Source organism: Rhizobium sp. Root1212 (assembly GCF_001424985.1).
In the GTDB taxonomy this organism is placed as follows: Bacteria; Pseudomonadota; Alphaproteobacteria; order Rhizobiales; family Rhizobiaceae; genus Pararhizobium.
Map to the genome: position 1 here is coordinate 1,359,065 of NZ_LMDA01000001.1, position 13,800 is coordinate 1,372,864.

Here is a 13,800-nt window from a genome sequence, read left to right on the forward strand (position 1 = left end):
ATTTAATCAGAATGAGAATCGGTCGAGAGGGTGGCTCGATTTTCAGAGCCGACTGCGTCATAGTCTGCTTACAAAATCAACATTTGCCGAAATATTTTGCAGTCACTGGTGCAAAAACCGGGCAAGCTTGCTATATTTCCTGTGTGGCGCACCCCGCGCCGGCACCGGAGGCCATTTCATGGCAACGCATACGCATCACGGACCTGCCGAGATCGTTCAGTTCCCGGAAGGCATGTTCAGACGCCGCTCGCGGCCGCTCGGCGAAACGGCCGATGTCGTGACGTTCCGCAAGGCGCCGGAAAACATCTGCTACGAAGCGCTGGAAAACAGCTGGTATCACGCCGAAGCCATCCGCGAGGCTGACAAGGACAAGAAGCGTCTCGACTGAGACAGCGCGTCAGCCTTTTGATGTGCCGACATCTCCCGAATCCGGTTTCATCCTGATAGACAGGACGAAGACGAGCGGGAGAATCACGATGACCAGCCAGCCGACACTGCCGAGCGAAGGAGCCTGCCGCTGCGGGCGGGTGCGCCTGAAAATCTCCAAACCGCCGATCATGACCATGGCGTGCCATTGCACCGGCTGCCAGCGCATGTCCTCCAGCGCCTATTCCTTGAGTGCGGCCATTCCGGCCGATGGCTTCGAGGTCTCCGGCGACGAGCCGGTGATCGGCGGCTTGCATGGCGAAAACAGGCATTATTTCTGCGGCCACTGCATGAGCTGGCTGTTCACGCGCCCGGCCGGCATGGACTGGTTCGTCAATGTGCGCCCCACCATGCTCGATGATACGAGCTGGTATTCACCCTTCATCGAGACCTTTACCTCGGAAAAGCTTGCCTTCGCCGAAACCGGTGCACGCCACAGCTACGAGACCTTCCCGCCGATGGAGGCCTATGAAGGGTTGATAGCGGAGTTTCAGGCGCAGGGCTGATTTCTTTCAAAGAATTGACATTTCTGCGCCCATCGGTTGATCTGTGCGGCCAAGGGGGAAGGCATGACAGCGCTGATCACCAGACCGGTCGCGACGATGGTCGTCGTCTTTGCACGCGCCTTGACGGCCGTCAGGGCGATCTGGCCGGAAAGCGGGCCGCCGATGCGGCCTTGCGTCTATTTCGCCAATCATTCGAGCCATGGCGATTTCATCCTGATCTGGGCGGTGCTGCCGCCATGGATGCGATCACGCACGCGGCCGGTGGCCGGCGCCGAATATTGGCTGGCGACGAAGCTGAAGCGCTTCATCGGCCTCGACGTCTTCAATGCCGTGCTGATCGAGCGCGACCGGGAAAAGCGCACCGGCGACCCGATCGCCCGGATGGCCGAGGTGCTCGATGACGGCTCCTCGCTGATCCTGTTTCCCGAAGGCACCCGCAACGAGACGGATCAGCCGCTGTTGCCGTTCAAGAGCGGGCTTTTCAATCTCGCGACCTCCCGGCCGGAGATCGATCTCGTGCCGGTCTGGATCGACAATCTCAACCGGGTCATGCCGAAGGGCGAGATCGTGCCGATCCCGCTGATCTGCACCGTCACCTTCGGCGAGCCGCTACGGCTTTTACCCGATGAGAGCCGCGAGGATTTCCTGGCGCGGACGACGGCGGCGCTGCTTTCCCTTTCACCGAAATCTCAAGGGGCGGCGGAATGAACGAGGCGCGGTCTGATCTCATCCTTCTTTTGATCGGCACCGGCGGCTTTCTCGCGCTGGCTTCGCTGATCGGCACTGTCTTGAAGCTCCGGCTTTCGCCGGACGGTTCCAACACCACCATCGAAAACCTTAATGCCCGCATCAACGCCTGGTGGGTGATGGTGGTGCTGATCGGCCTTGCCTTCATCGCCGGCCGCATCGGCGTCGTCATCCTTTTCGCCTTCTGCTCTTTCGCGGCATTGCGTGAATTCGTGACGCTCACCAACACCCGCCGCGCCGATCACTGGGCGCTGGCTGCGGCGTTCTTCGTCGTGCTGCCGATCCAGTATTATCTCGTCGCCATCGAATATTACGGGCTCTATTCGATCTTCATCCCCGTCTATGCCTTCCTGTTCATGCCGATCATTTCGGTGCTCAGGGGCGATGCCGAGCGCTTCCTGATCCGCATCGCGGAAGTGCAATGGGCGCTGATGATCTGCGTCTTCTGCGCCTCCCATGTGCCGGCGCTGCTGAGCCTCGATATTCCCGGCTATGCGGGCAAGAACGTGCTGCTGATCGCCTTCCTCATCATCGTCGTGCAGATGAGCGATGTGCTGCAATATGTCTGGGGCAAGCTCTTCGGGAAAACTAAGATCGCGCCGAAGCTTTCGCCATCGAAGACGGTCGAGGGCTTTGTCGGCGGTGTCGCGAGCGCGACGCTCGTTGGGGCGGGGCTCTGGTGGATCACGCCGTTTTCGCCGCTGCAGGCGGCGGGACTTGCGCTCACCATCGCCATCATGGGCTTCCTCGGCGGCCTCGTGATGTCGGCGATCAAGCGCGATCGCGGCGTCAAGGACTGGGGCCATCTGATCGGTGGCCATGGCGGGCTGATCGACCGGCTGGATTCGGTGGTGTTCTCCGCCCCGATCTTCTTCCATATCGTTCGCTTCGGATGGTCGCTGACATGACACAGGAAGAACTGAAGGACCGCCGTCCGCTGGCAAGTCGCAACACGCGCTGGGCGCAGGCCATTGCCCGTTTTCTCGCCCGCCGCTCGGTGACGCCGAACCATATTTCCCAGGCCAGTATGGTCGCGGCGGCGCTGGCCGGGCTTGCCTTCTGGTGGGCGGGTCATGGCGAGGGCGTGGAGCGCACGGTGATGCTGCTGTTCGCGGCGCTGTTCTGCCAGTTGCGGCTGCTGTGCAATCTCTTCGATGGCATGGTGGCGGTCGAGGGTGGCAAGGGTGCGGCCGACGGACCGTTCTGGAACGAGTTTCCCGATCGCGTGGCCGATGTCTTCATTCTCGCCGGCGCCGGCGCGGGCATCGAATTGCCGGAACTCGGCTGGGCCGCAGCGGCGTTGGCGATCCTGACGGCCTATACCCGTGAACTGGGCCGCTCCAACGGCCTGCCGGCGGATTTTTCCGGGCCGATGGCCAAGCAGCACCGCATGGCGACGATCACGGCAGCGGCCCTTCTGACCGTGCTCGAACCCTTATGGTCGGGACAGGATGAAATTCTCACCATCGCCCTGATGATCATCGTCGTCGGCTGCGTGATCACCGTTGTCAGGCGTTCCTGGCACATCATCACGCAACTGAAGGCGCGTGCGTCGAAATAATTAGCCGGCTATGGCTTTCCTCGGCACGTCTTCGGCTTCGACGCGGATTTGCTTGACCCAAGCTCGCGCCAGCGCCAGTCCTGCGGCATCGGCCGCCGGGCCATCGGCGGCGGCGTGCTTGGCGTAATCCGCAAGCCATTGCCCGTCCCGCTCGACGATCTGATGGCGGAAGATGTCGTTCCATTCGGTGACGACTTCCGTCGAAGCCTCGAAATGGAACTGCATGCCGTAGCCGGCGCGGCCGACGCGGAACGCCTGATGAGCCACGGCCGGATTTTCGGCGAGATGAACGGCGCTGTCCGGCAGGGTGAAGGTGTCGGAATGCCACTGGAAGATGGGAAAGACCTCGCCTGCGGCCGAAAGCACCGGATCGGCGCGGCCCTGGTCCGTCAGCGAAACCGTGTGCCAGCCGAATTCGCGGGTGCGGTTCAGGAGGTTTTCGCCGCCGTGGCCGCGGGCGAGCAACTGGCTTCCGAGGCAGATCCCAAGCACCGCCTTGCCCGCCTCGGTAAAGACCCGCATCAGCCGGGCAAGGGCGGGCAGATAAGGATGGAGTTCGTCATCGACAGCACTCTGCTCACCACCGAAGACGACCAGCGCGTCGAAGCCTGCCGCATCGTCCGGCAAGGCCGCGCCCTCGTAGGGCCGGCGCAGGTCGATATCGGCGCCGGCTTCGCCAAGCGCCACACCCACCTGCCCCAGTTTCGAATGGGGCATGTTCTCTACCACCAGAACCCGCATGGCTTCTCCTGTCGTCTTGAATTTCAGCCCTGATTGAGCATGCGGCCCCGCCGCTTTCAAGGCCTTCCTGCCATATCCGAGGCCCGAAAAACCCGGCAAGCCTTGACCTTTGGGTCTGAAAGAGGCATTTGACCGCCAAAATCGCGTTCATCGAAACGCCAAACAGCGGAAAAACCATGAGCAGAGCAACCTCATCCGCCCCCTCGCAGCGCATGCTGAGGGTCGGCGAGCAAGTCCGTGCAGCCCTGACCCAGGTTCTGCAGCGGGGCGAGGTGCGCGACCCGTTGATCGAAAAGACCGTGATCTCGATTTCGGAAGTGCGCATGTCGCCCGACCTGAAGATCGGCACGGCCTATGTGACGCCGCTCGGCGTTGCCGATCACGCAGCCACCATCGAAGCCCTCAATCGCAATGCCAAATACATCCGCGGGCGGCTGACGCCGCATCTGCGGCAGATGAAGTACATGCCGGAGGTGCGCTTCCGCGACGATACGAGCTTCGACAACTACAAGAAGATCGACGAGTTGTTGCGGTCGCCGGAGGTCCAGCGCGATCTCGACGACGAAGACGATCAGTAAGGCCCCAAGGCCCACGCCTTCGGGCGCTTTCTTGAAATGATGGAAAAAGAAGACGATGGGAAAACCGCGCAAGCCCAAGGGCCGGCCTATTTCCGGCTGGCTGATCCTCGACAAGCCGCTTGATTTCGGCTCCACCGAGGCCGTGTCCAAGATCAAGTGGCTGTTCAAGGCCCAGAAGGCCGGTCATGCCGGCACGCTCGATCCGCTCGCCTCCGGCATGCTGCCGATCGCGCTCGGCGATGCCACCAAGACCGTTCCCTATGTCATGGACGGCCGCAAGATCTACGAATTCTCCATCGCCTGGGGCGAGGAGCGCTCGACGGACGATCTCGAAGGACAGGTCGTGAAGTCGTCCGATACACGCCCGAGCGAAGAGGCGATCCGCGCGCTGTTGCCGAAATATACCGGCGTTATCTCGCAGGTGCCGCCGCAGTTTTCGGCGATCAAGATCGCCGGGGAGCGCGCCTACGATCTCGCCCGCGAAGGTGAGACGGTCGATATCCCAGCCCGCGAGGTCGAGGTTTTCCGCCTGTCGCTGCTCGGCTGCACCCAGGGTCTCGCGCATTTCGAAATCGAATGCGGCAAGGGCACCTATGTCCGCTCGCTCGCCCGCGATTTCGGCCGCGAACTCGGCTGCTACGGCCATATCGCCTCGCTGCGCCGCAGCTTCGTCGCGCCCTTCGCCGAAGAGCAGATGGTGCCGCTCGCCTCGCTGGTCGCGCTGGAGAAGATCGAAAGCGACGAAGAGCGCCTCGCCGCCCTCGATGCCTTCCTGATCGATACCGGCGAAGCCCTGTCCAGCCTGCCGCATATCGCCATCAGCGACGATCAGGCCCACCGCCTGCGCATGGGCAACCCGATCATCCTGCGGGGCCGCGATGCGCCGCTGGCCGAGCCGGAAGCCTATGCCACCGCCCGCGGCAAGCTCGTCGCCATCGGCGAGATCGGCGAAGGCGAGTTCCGCCCGAAGCGCGTCTTCGTCACCGATTGAAACCCGTCAAGTTCTGCGGTTTGCCTTCCGCAGCCGGCTGACGCATGATCGCGCCCAGGATTCGGGCGGCGAAAGCCGCCGCGAACCGGCAATGCCGCGTCGAAAGATCGCGACAAGCGAGGGCTGCGTTTGAAGGACGTGCATGAAAACGGCATCCGCCCGCGGCGTGGCGCTCTGCTGATGGGCCTGCGCCACCGGCTCCGGCGGCCCCTGTCGTTTTACCTGACGGCGCTCCTGGTGGTCGCCATCGTCCCCTCCTTCCTGTTTTCCATGGTCATCCTGAAAAGGATCACCGACGAACAGGAGCGGGTGGTGACAGCACTCCTGAAAGCCTCGACCGGATCGGTGACCCGCATCGTCGAACGCGAAATCGACGGCATGCTGACGACGCTGAAGGCGTTGTCGCCGGGCAACGAGATCGATCCATCGAACCTCGCAGCCCTGCACGAGCGGGCAACGACGGCGCTGGCGGGAACCGGAAACAACCTGATCCTCATCGACCGCTCCGGCCACCAACTGCTCAACACCCGCGTCCCCTTCGGCACGGCGCTGGGCTCGGTCTCCGATCCCGCTTCCGTGGAGCAGGCGTTTCAAAGGGGCCAGCCGATGGTGTCCGACGTCTTCTTCGGCAAGACGGCCGGCCACTGGGTCTATAATCTCTACCTTCCCGTCAGAACGCCGCTCGGCAACCCCGACTACCTGATGACGCTGACCGGCGACGCCAGCAACATGCAGAAGGCGGTCAATCGCGATATTCTCTCGCCGGGATGGAGCGCGGCGCTGCTCGACCGCTCCGGCAAGCTGATCACCTCCTCCGATCCGTCGCTTCCCGTCGGCAAGCCGTTTTTCATGGCGCTGGTACCGAGCCTGAATGTCGGCATCGGCGAGGCCGCGCATGACGGCGAGACCTATCGCACGGTCACGGAATTTTCCGTTTCGACCGGCTGGCGGATCGTTGCATGGGCAAAGAGTTCCGATGTCGATGCGCCGGTGCTCTGGTCCTATCTCTGGCTGGTGCTGGGAGCGGTGCTGTTTGCCGCCTTTGCGCTTACCGGCTCGACGCTGATCGCCCGCATCCTGAGCCAGGGCGTCTCGATGCTGGCGCGCGATGCCCGCCTGCTCGGCGAAGGCCGGCCGATCGCGGCCCGCGCCCACATGATCACCGAAGTCGAGACCGTTTCCCAGGCGATCGCGGAAGCCGCGCAGGCCCGCGCCAAGGCCGAAAACGAAATCCGCTTCCTGATGCGCGAGGTGGCGCACCGCTCGAAAAACCAGCTCACCGTCATCCAGTCTATGCTCAACCAGTCGGTGACCAATACGGAAAGCCGGCAGGATTTCGTCGATATGTTCCGCAAACGCATCGCGGGGCTCGCACGCTCCACCGACCTGATGATCGCCAATGCCGCCCATGGCGTCGATTTTGGCGAACTGGCGCAGAACCAGCTTCAGCCCTTCGTGCCTGAAGATCCGAAGCGGGTGCGCCTGTCCGGCCCGCCCGTCCGCCTCGATGCCCAGGTCTCCCAGACGCTGGGCATGGCGCTGCACGAGCTTGCGACCAATGCGACCAAATACGGGGCGCTCGCCAACGGCACGGGCATCGTCGATCTCACCTGGACGCTGGAAAACGACGATATCGTCATCGTCTGGCGCGAAAGGGGTGCCGATCTCTCCGGCCTCGGCGAACCACGCAAGGGGTTCGGAACCATGGTGCTGGAGCGTATGCTGGCCATGGCGCTGGGCGCCAAGCTGAAGCGCAGCCTGCACGAAGACGGTATCGAATGGCATGTGACCATCCCGCAGGCGCGCCTGCAGGTCGAGCAGCCGGACAAGGGTTGAAAGAGACCTCGAAACCAGGTTTAGCCGCCTCTTTCCTTTTGCCGCGGATTGGTTTATAGGCAGCGCCAGCAAAAGCCCCGTCCCAAGAGATGGTCTTCTGCCCCTAATGGCCGCAGCTAGACGACATCCCGGCTGCAGGCGTCCCGAAATCCTGTAAAATCGAAAGGATCACACGATGTCGATCACTGCAGAGCGCAAGGCTGCGCTCATCAAGGAATACGCAATCGTCGAAGGCGATACCGGTTCCCCGGAAGTTCAGGTCGCGATCCTCACCGAGCGCATCAACAACCTGACCGAACACTTCAAGGGCCACAAGAAGGACAACCACTCGCGTCGTGGCCTTCTGGCAATGGTTTCCAGCCGCCGTTCGCTTCTTGACTATCTCAAGAAGAAAGAAGAAGCGCGCTACACCAAGCTGATCACGGCTCTCGGCATCCGCCGCTAATCCTCGCTTCCGGCGGATATCCTCAAAGGGTGTCCGCCGGTCGCTTTTGACGGGGTCTTTTCCCCGTGTTCCGCCATCTGCAGGCCACCCTGGCGCAGAGGCGCTCCATTTCTTCCAGCAGCCCGGATGGGCCGGCGCTGCGGAACAACCGATGACCTGTCATGGGGCAGGATTGCAGGATGCTTCTGCGCTTGCGTAGCGCTGAAAATAACGAAGCCTCCCGTTGTCTTGCCCATGATGTGTCATATTTGCGGAAACCCGATGCCGCGCGCGCCGTCTCTTTAAAGGCTGCAACGCGGACAAGGCCGCATAAAAGGACAAGATATGTTCGATACCCACACGGTAGAAATCGAATGGGCAGGCCGCCCGCTCAAGCTAGAAACCGGCAAGATCGCCCGCCAGGCTGACGGCGCCGTTCTCGCCTCCTACGGCGAGACCGTCGTTCTCGCCACCGTCGTTTCGGCCAAGGCGCCGAAGCCGGGCCAGGATTTCTTCCCGCTCACCGTCAACTACCAGGAAAAGACCTACGCCGCCGGCAAGATTCCGGGCGGCTACTTCAAGCGCGAAGGCCGTCCGTCGGAAAAGGAAACGCTGGTTTCCCGCCTGATCGACCGTCCGATCCGCCCGCTCTTCCCGGAAGGCTACAAGAACGACACCCAGGTCGTCGTCACCGTCGTCCAGCATGACCTCGAAAACGATCCGGACGTGCTGTCCATGGTTGCGGCATCTGCTGCCCTGACCCTCTCCGGCGTTCCGTTCATGGGTCCGGTCGGCGCAGCGCGCGTCGGCTACATCAACGGCGAATACGTTCTGAACCCGCATCTCGACGAGATGGACGAGTCGGTTCTCGACCTCGTCGTCGCCGGCACCCAGGACGCCGTCCTGATGGTCGAGTCGGAAGCCAAGGAACTCAACGAAGACGTCATGCTCGGCGCCGTCATGTTCGGCCACAAGGGCTTCCAGCCGGTGATCGATGCGATCATCAAGCTCGCTGAAGTTGCCGCCAAGGAGCCGCGCGACTTCCAGCCGGAAGACTATTCGGAACTCGAAGCCGAGATGCTCGGCCTTGCCGAAACCGAACTGCGCGCCGCCTACAAGATCACCCAGAAGGCCGACCGCTACGCTGCCGTCGACCTCGTCAAGGCCAAGGTCAAGGCGCACTTCTTCCCCGAAGGCGTCGAGCCGAAGTACACGGCTGAAGTCATCGGCTCGGTCTTCAAGCACCTGCAGGCCAAGATCGTTCGCTGGAACATCCTCGACACCAAGAGCCGCATCGACGGCCGCGACCTCGAAACCGTCCGTCCGATCGTCTCGGAAGTCGGTCTCCTGCCGCGCACCCACGGTTCGGCGCTGTTCACCCGCGGCGAAACCCAGGCGATCGTCGTTGCGACGCTCGGCACCGGCGAAGACGAACAGTACGTCGACAGCCTGACGGGCATGTACAAGGAGCGCTTCCTGCTCCATTACAACTTCCCGCCCTACTCGGTTGGTGAAACCGGCCGCATGGGTTCGCCGGGCCGCCGCGAAATCGGCCATGGCAAGCTTGCATGGCGCGCCATCCGCCCGATGCTGCCGACCCCGGAACAGTTCCCCTATACGCTGCGCGTCGTTTCCGAAATCACCGAGTCCAACGGCTCGTCGTCGATGGCAACCGTCTGCGGCACCTCGCTCGCTCTGATGGATGCAGGCGTTCCGCTCGCCAAGCCGGTCGCCGGTATCGCCATGGGCCTGATCCTCGAAGGCGACCGTTTCGCCGTTCTCTCCGACATCCTCGGTGACGAAGATCATCTCGGCGACATGGACTTCAAGGTCGCCGGCACTGCCGACGGCATCACCTCGCTGCAGATGGACATCAAGATCGCCGGTATCACCGAAGAGATCATGAAGGTCGCTCTCGGCCAGGCACAGGGCGGCCGCAAGCACATCCTCGGCGAGATGGCCAACGCCATCACCGAAGGCCGCAGCCAGCTCGGCGAATTCGCCCCGCGCATCGAAGTCATGCAGATCCCGGTCGACAAGATCCGTGAAGTCATCGGCACCGGCGGCAAGGTCATCCGCGAGATCGTCGAAAAGACCGGCGCCAAGGTCAACATCGAAGACGACGGCACGATCAAGATCGCCTCTTCCTCGGCCAAGGAAATCGAAGCCGCCCGCAAGTGGATTCACTCCATCGTGGCCGAGCCGGAAGTCGGCCAGATCTACGAAGGCACGGTCGTCAAGACCGCCGACTTCGGCGCCTTCGTCAACTTCTTCGGCCCGCGCGACGGCCTCGTGCACATCTCGCAGCTCGCCCAGGAACGCGTTTCCAAGACGACCGACGTCGTCAAGGAAGGCGACAAGGTCTGGGTCAAGCTGATGGGCTTCGACGAGCGCGGCAAGGTTCGCCTCTCCATGAAGGTCGTCGACCAGGCCACCGGCAAGGAACTTGCCAAGGGCGAAGGCGAAGCTGCTGAATAAGCGTTCGCGTCCTTTCTAAAGCGCATCGCGATCTTTCAGATTCGCTCGTGCGCTTTAGGTCTTTGTTTTGACGCATGTCGTACCGCAAAACCGCTATACACTTTTGCGCGACATGCTTTAGACATCCGGGCGCGGAGCAGATCGTTCCGCGCCCTTTCTTTATCTCCACGGGACTTCCGCCATGAGCCGCGACACCTTGAAAACCCTTTTCTACCCCTTCGACAACGGCGTGCTGCCGCCGCCTGGCGAAGGCGAGCGCGTGCTGTTCCTCGGCGCCGAGGCGGGCTACAGGCTGCCGGAAGGTTTTCTGGGCAGGATCGCCGCCGTCCAGCCGCTGAAGCCGCTGCACAAGGCTCTGCAGGTCGCCCGCGCCGAAGTCACGACCTCCGCCGAGGGTGAGGACTATGACGTGGCCCTCGTGCTCTGCGGCAAGCACAAGGGCGAAAACGAGAACCGGATCGCCGAGGCGCTGAAGCGCACCAAGGTCGGTGGTACGATCGTCGTCGCCGGCGGCAAGGAAGACGGCATCCAGTCGCTGCGCAAGCGCTTCACCCAGCTTGGCTGGGGTGGGGATTCGCTGCCGAAATATCATGGCGTCGCCTTCTGGTTCGGGCGTCCCGACGATGCGGATGCGGCTCCGGTGATCGAACGTTTCGCCAAGAAGCCGGTCGTTGTCGAAGGCCGTTTCGACGCCGCGCCGGGCATGTTCTCCCATGACCGCATCGATGCCGGCTCGGAGCTTCTCGCCTCGCGCCTGCCGACCGATTTCACCGGCCATGCCGCCGATTTCGGCGCCGGCTGGGGTTATCTTTCCGTGATGCTGGCGGAAAAATCGCCGGGCCTGAAGGGCATCGACCTGTTCGAGGCCGATTTCCATTCGCTCGAAGCCGCCCGCAGCAACATGGCGGCCAATGCGCCCGCCGTTGCCACCCGCTTCCATTGGCAGGACCTGACCAGCGAAGAGCCGCGCGACAAGTTCGACCTCATCATCATGAACCCGCCCTTCCACGAGAGCCAGGCGGCCGAGCCGGCGCTCGGTGCCGCGATGATCCGCATGGCCGCAAAATCGGTGAAGATCGGCGGACGTGTCATGCTGGTTGCCAATCGCGGTCTGCCCTACGAGCCGGTCATGACTGAAGCCTTCAAGGAATGGGGCGAGACCTGCCGCAACGCCCGCTTCAAGGTGCTCTGGGGCCGCCGCTAAACAACGGCTGCTCACCGTTCAACCATTAGCCAATTGCCTCGGGGCGGAAGAAGGTTCAACATCCTTCAGCCGCGTCCTTGCGCACCCCTTCGGATGCGCCGCGTCCGATGGAGCATGCAGATGGTTTTTGGACCTGCCCGCCCGCCCGTCACGGAAGACGTCGCCGAAGTCATTGCGAAGGATATCAAGAGCGAAGAGGGGCATGGCGCGACCTCGGAAATACCGCTCGCCTTCATTCCCGGCCGCAAACCGGACGATCCGGCGATGATCGGCGAAACCCGCAGGCAGATGATGATGTTCATCACCTTCGCCGTCGGCGTTCTCGCCGTGCTCATCGCCGTCTGGGCGCTTGCCTGACAGTCTTGGAACGAAAAAGCCGGCATGCGCGAAAAGCATGCCGGCCAATAACCTCAGCCCTTCAGAGCCTGCGAGAACAGCCGTGAAAGCCGTTCCGCGAAGGCGCGCGGGTCGGCCGGGCGATCACCGTCGAGAATGCGGGCCTGATCCAGAAGCAGGTTCACCGCATCCACACGAAACGCCTCGTTGGTGCTTGCCGCGACCGCTGCGATCAGGCCGTTGTCCGGATTGATCTCCAGGATCGGCTTGGCGGCGGAATCGAGCCGGCCGGCACCCTGCAGCATCTTTTCGAGCTGGCGATCCGGGCCGTGCTCGGGCGCCACGAGGCAGACCGCGCTTTCTGTCAGGCGATCGGAGGCGCGGACGTCGGAAACGGCATCGGCCAGGGTCGTCTTGGCGAAGCTGATGAAATCCTTCACCGTCGCGGACGCTTCCGCGTCCGGCGTTTCCTTCGCGTCCAGTTTCGGCACCTGGGCGAGATCGGACGTGCCCTGGGTGACGGACTTGAACGGCTTGCCCTCGAAATCGGGCGCTGCCGTCACCCAGAAGCTGTCGATCGAATCCGTCAGCAGCAGTACCTCGATCCCGCGGGCGCGAAAACCTTCGAGCTGCGGCGAGGCCTGCAGCTGTTCGAGATTGCTGCCGGTCATGTAGTAGATGGCGGCCTGCGCATCCTTCATGTCCTTGACGTAATCCGCCAGCGAACGATGTGCGTCACCCGACGCCGTGGTGCGGAAACGGGCGAGCGCCATCAACTGCGCCCGACGCTCGAAATCGTCGTAAATGCCTTCCTTGATCACCGGGCCGAAGGCATCCCAGAGCTTGGCGAACGCGTCCTTGTCGCTTTCGGCAAGTTTCTCGATGGCGGTCAGCACGCGGTTGGTCAGGCCCTTGCGGATCGCCGTCAGGATCGGGCTTTCCTGGATCATCTCGCGGGAGACGTTGAGCGGCAGGTCGGACGTATCGACAAGGCCGCGCACGAAGCGCAGGTAGCGCGGCAGAAGCTCGGCATCGTCGGTGATGAAGACGCGCTTTACATAGAGCTTCATCCGGCCCTTTCCGGTCGGATCGAAGAGATCATAGGGCTTGGCGGTCGGAACGAAGGCAAGGCCGGTATATTCATGGCGGCCTTCGGCGCGGAAATGCACCGTCAACGACGGCTCGTCATAGTGGCCGGCGACGCTGCGGTAGAAATCCGCATATTCTTCCTTGGTGATCTCGTTGCGCGGGCGCGTCCAGAGCGCCGTGCCGTCGCCGATCCGGCTCGGTTCGCCATCGGGAAGCTCGATCAGGTCGATCGGCACCGGCACATGGCCGGACTGTTCCTTGACGATGCGCTCCACGCTCCATTTCGAGGTGTAGGATTTCGCATCGTCCATGAGCTGAAGGGTGATGCGCGTGCCGCGCGCCGGTGCGTCAGCGAGATCAACCGCTTCGACGGTGTAGCTGCCCCGGCCATCCGAGGACCAGCGCCAGGCATGTTCGCTGCCGGCGCGGCGCGAGACGACATCGACGCGGCTTGCGACCATGAAGGCGGAATAGAAGCCGACGCCGAACTGGCCGATGAGCTGGGCACCATCGCCGGCCTTCGCCGCCTCGATGCGCTCCATGAAGGCACGGGTGCCCGAGCGGGCGATGGTGCCGAGCGCCTCGATCATCTCGTCGCGGCTCATGCCGATGCCGTTGTCGTCGACGATCAGCCGGTTTTCGGCGGCATCGAGGGACAGGGTGATGCGGGGAGACGGGTCGGAGCCCAGAAGTTCCGGTGCGCTGATCGCCTCATAGCGCAGCTTTTCGCAGGCATCGGCCGCGTTCGAGATCAGTTCGCGCAGGAAAACGTCCTTATCCGAATAGACGGAATGCACCATGAGGTGCAGGAGGCGCGCGACATCGGCCTCGAAGACGTGATTTTCGACAGGTTTTTCAGAAGCATCGCTCATGCTTGGATTGC

At 62.8% G+C, this 13,800-nt stretch carries 14 protein-coding genes; 12 read left to right on the plus strand and 2 right to left on the minus strand.

The window, feature by feature from the left end; genetic code table 11:
* Positions 1 to 178 precede the first annotated feature (178 nt).
* The 5 genes from ASC86_RS06450 (at position 179) to ASC86_RS06470 (ending at position 3,240) form a co-directional block, all read left to right on the plus strand.
* Positions 179 to 388 carry a DUF2735 domain-containing protein gene (locus tag ASC86_RS06450; protein ID WP_056317681.1) on the plus strand — a complete coding sequence of 70 codons (210 nt, stop codon included), beginning with the start codon at positions 179 to 181 and terminating at the stop codon, positions 386 to 388.
* A gap of 88 nt (positions 389 to 476) precedes the next feature.
* A complete protein-coding gene (locus tag ASC86_RS06455; RefSeq protein WP_056317683.1) occupies positions 477 to 932 on the plus strand; it encodes a GFA family protein in 456 nt (151 codons plus the stop codon).
* A 63-nt stretch (positions 933 to 995) separates the two neighbouring features.
* On the plus strand, positions 996 to 1,640 hold the full coding sequence (locus tag ASC86_RS06460) for a lysophospholipid acyltransferase family protein (protein ID WP_056317686.1): 645 nt from the start codon (positions 996 to 998) through the stop codon (positions 1,638 to 1,640).
* On the plus strand, positions 1,637 to 2,587 hold the full coding sequence (locus ASC86_RS06465) for a phosphatidate cytidylyltransferase (RefSeq protein WP_056317689.1): 951 nt from the start codon (positions 1,637 to 1,639) through the stop codon (positions 2,585 to 2,587). The genes ASC86_RS06460 and ASC86_RS06465 overlap by 4 nt, the downstream gene beginning before the upstream one ends.
* Positions 2,584 to 3,240, plus strand: a complete 657-nt coding sequence (locus ASC86_RS06470; protein ID WP_056317692.1) for a CDP-alcohol phosphatidyltransferase family protein — start codon at positions 2,584 to 2,586, stop codon at positions 3,238 to 3,240. Before ASC86_RS06465 ends, ASC86_RS06470 begins: the two co-directional genes overlap by 4 nt.
* Here ASC86_RS06470 and ASC86_RS06475 read toward each other — a convergent pair whose 3' ends face one another.
* Positions 3,241 to 3,981, minus strand: coding sequence for a type 1 glutamine amidotransferase (locus tag ASC86_RS06475; RefSeq protein WP_056317695.1), 741 nt, complete (start codon positions 3,979 to 3,981; stop codon positions 3,241 to 3,243). It abuts the gene before it with no gap.
* Positions 3,982 to 4,157: 176 nt separating this feature from the next.
* Here ASC86_RS06475 and rbfA point away from each other — a divergent pair, with 176 nt between their 5' ends.
* From rbfA to ASC86_RS06510, 7 genes are all read left to right on the plus strand, one after another.
* Complete coding sequence (rbfA, locus tag ASC86_RS06480) at positions 4,158 to 4,559, plus strand: 30S ribosome-binding factor RbfA (protein WP_056318367.1); 402 nt, start codon at positions 4,158 to 4,160, stop codon at positions 4,557 to 4,559.
* 55 nt (positions 4,560 to 4,614) lie between these two features.
* The gene (gene truB / locus ASC86_RS06485) at positions 4,615 to 5,550 is read left to right on the plus strand and encodes a tRNA pseudouridine(55) synthase TruB (protein WP_056317698.1); all 936 of its coding nucleotides are present in this window, start codon (positions 4,615 to 4,617) and stop codon (positions 5,548 to 5,550) included.
* A 138-nt stretch (positions 5,551 to 5,688) separates the two neighbouring features.
* Positions 5,689 to 7,386, plus strand: a complete 1,698-nt coding sequence (locus tag ASC86_RS06490) for a sensor histidine kinase (protein WP_244477544.1) — start codon at positions 5,689 to 5,691, stop codon at positions 7,384 to 7,386.
* A gap of 175 nt (positions 7,387 to 7,561) precedes the next feature.
* The gene (gene rpsO / locus ASC86_RS06495; protein ID WP_056317704.1) at positions 7,562 to 7,831 is read left to right on the plus strand and encodes a 30S ribosomal protein S15; all 270 of its coding nucleotides are present in this window, start codon (positions 7,562 to 7,564) and stop codon (positions 7,829 to 7,831) included.
* A gap of 324 nt (positions 7,832 to 8,155) precedes the next feature.
* Positions 8,156 to 10,288, plus strand: a complete 2,133-nt coding sequence (gene pnp, locus ASC86_RS06500) for a polyribonucleotide nucleotidyltransferase (RefSeq protein ID WP_056317707.1) — start codon at positions 8,156 to 8,158, stop codon at positions 10,286 to 10,288.
* 181 nt (positions 10,289 to 10,469) lie between these two features.
* The gene (locus tag ASC86_RS06505; protein ID WP_056317710.1) at positions 10,470 to 11,492 is read left to right on the plus strand and encodes a class I SAM-dependent methyltransferase; all 1,023 of its coding nucleotides are present in this window, start codon (positions 10,470 to 10,472) and stop codon (positions 11,490 to 11,492) included.
* A 120-nt stretch (positions 11,493 to 11,612) separates the two neighbouring features.
* Positions 11,613 to 11,849, plus strand: coding sequence for a hypothetical protein (locus ASC86_RS06510; RefSeq protein ID WP_056317714.1), 237 nt, complete (start codon positions 11,613 to 11,615; stop codon positions 11,847 to 11,849).
* A 53-nt stretch (positions 11,850 to 11,902) separates the two neighbouring features.
* Here ASC86_RS06510 and htpG read toward each other — a convergent pair whose 3' ends face one another.
* Entirely contained in the window at positions 11,903 to 13,789 is a 1,887-nt protein-coding gene (htpG, locus tag ASC86_RS06515) for a molecular chaperone HtpG (RefSeq protein ID WP_056317718.1), read from the minus strand.
* Positions 13,790 to 13,800: the final 11 nt, after the last annotated feature.

Bases quoted from the DNA above. Each gene is read 5' to 3' on its own strand.
- ASC86_RS06510 (WP_056317714.1), top strand. From the start codon at position 11,613: ATGGTTTTTGGACCTGCCCGCCCGCCCGTCACGGAAGACGTCGCCGAA.
- ASC86_RS06505 (WP_056317710.1), top strand. From the start codon at position 10,470: ATGAGCCGCGACACCTTGAAAACCCTTTTCTACCCCTTCGACAACGGC.
- rbfA (WP_056318367.1), top strand. From the start codon at position 4,158: ATGAGCAGAGCAACCTCATCCGCCCCCTCGCAGCGCATGCTGAGGGTC.
- ASC86_RS06465 (WP_056317689.1), top strand. From the start codon at position 1,637: ATGAACGAGGCGCGGTCTGATCTCATCCTTCTTTTGATCGGCACCGGC.
- rpsO (WP_056317704.1), top strand. From the start codon at position 7,562: ATGTCGATCACTGCAGAGCGCAAGGCTGCGCTCATCAAGGAATACGCA.
- ASC86_RS06470 (WP_056317692.1), top strand. From the start codon at position 2,584: ATGACACAGGAAGAACTGAAGGACCGCCGTCCGCTGGCAAGTCGCAAC.
- htpG (WP_056317718.1), bottom strand. From the start codon at position 13,789: ATGAGCGATGCTTCTGAAAAACCTGTCGAAAATCACGTCTTCGAGGCC.
- ASC86_RS06460 (WP_056317686.1), top strand. From the start codon at position 996: ATGACAGCGCTGATCACCAGACCGGTCGCGACGATGGTCGTCGTCTTT.
- pnp (WP_056317707.1), top strand. From the start codon at position 8,156: ATGTTCGATACCCACACGGTAGAAATCGAATGGGCAGGCCGCCCGCTC.
- ASC86_RS06450 (WP_056317681.1), top strand. From the start codon at position 179: ATGGCAACGCATACGCATCACGGACCTGCCGAGATCGTTCAGTTCCCG.
- truB (WP_056317698.1), top strand. From the start codon at position 4,615: ATGGGAAAACCGCGCAAGCCCAAGGGCCGGCCTATTTCCGGCTGGCTG.
- ASC86_RS06455 (WP_056317683.1), top strand. From the start codon at position 477: ATGACCAGCCAGCCGACACTGCCGAGCGAAGGAGCCTGCCGCTGCGGG.
- ASC86_RS06475 (WP_056317695.1), bottom strand. From the start codon at position 3,981: ATGCGGGTTCTGGTGGTAGAGAACATGCCCCATTCGAAACTGGGGCAG.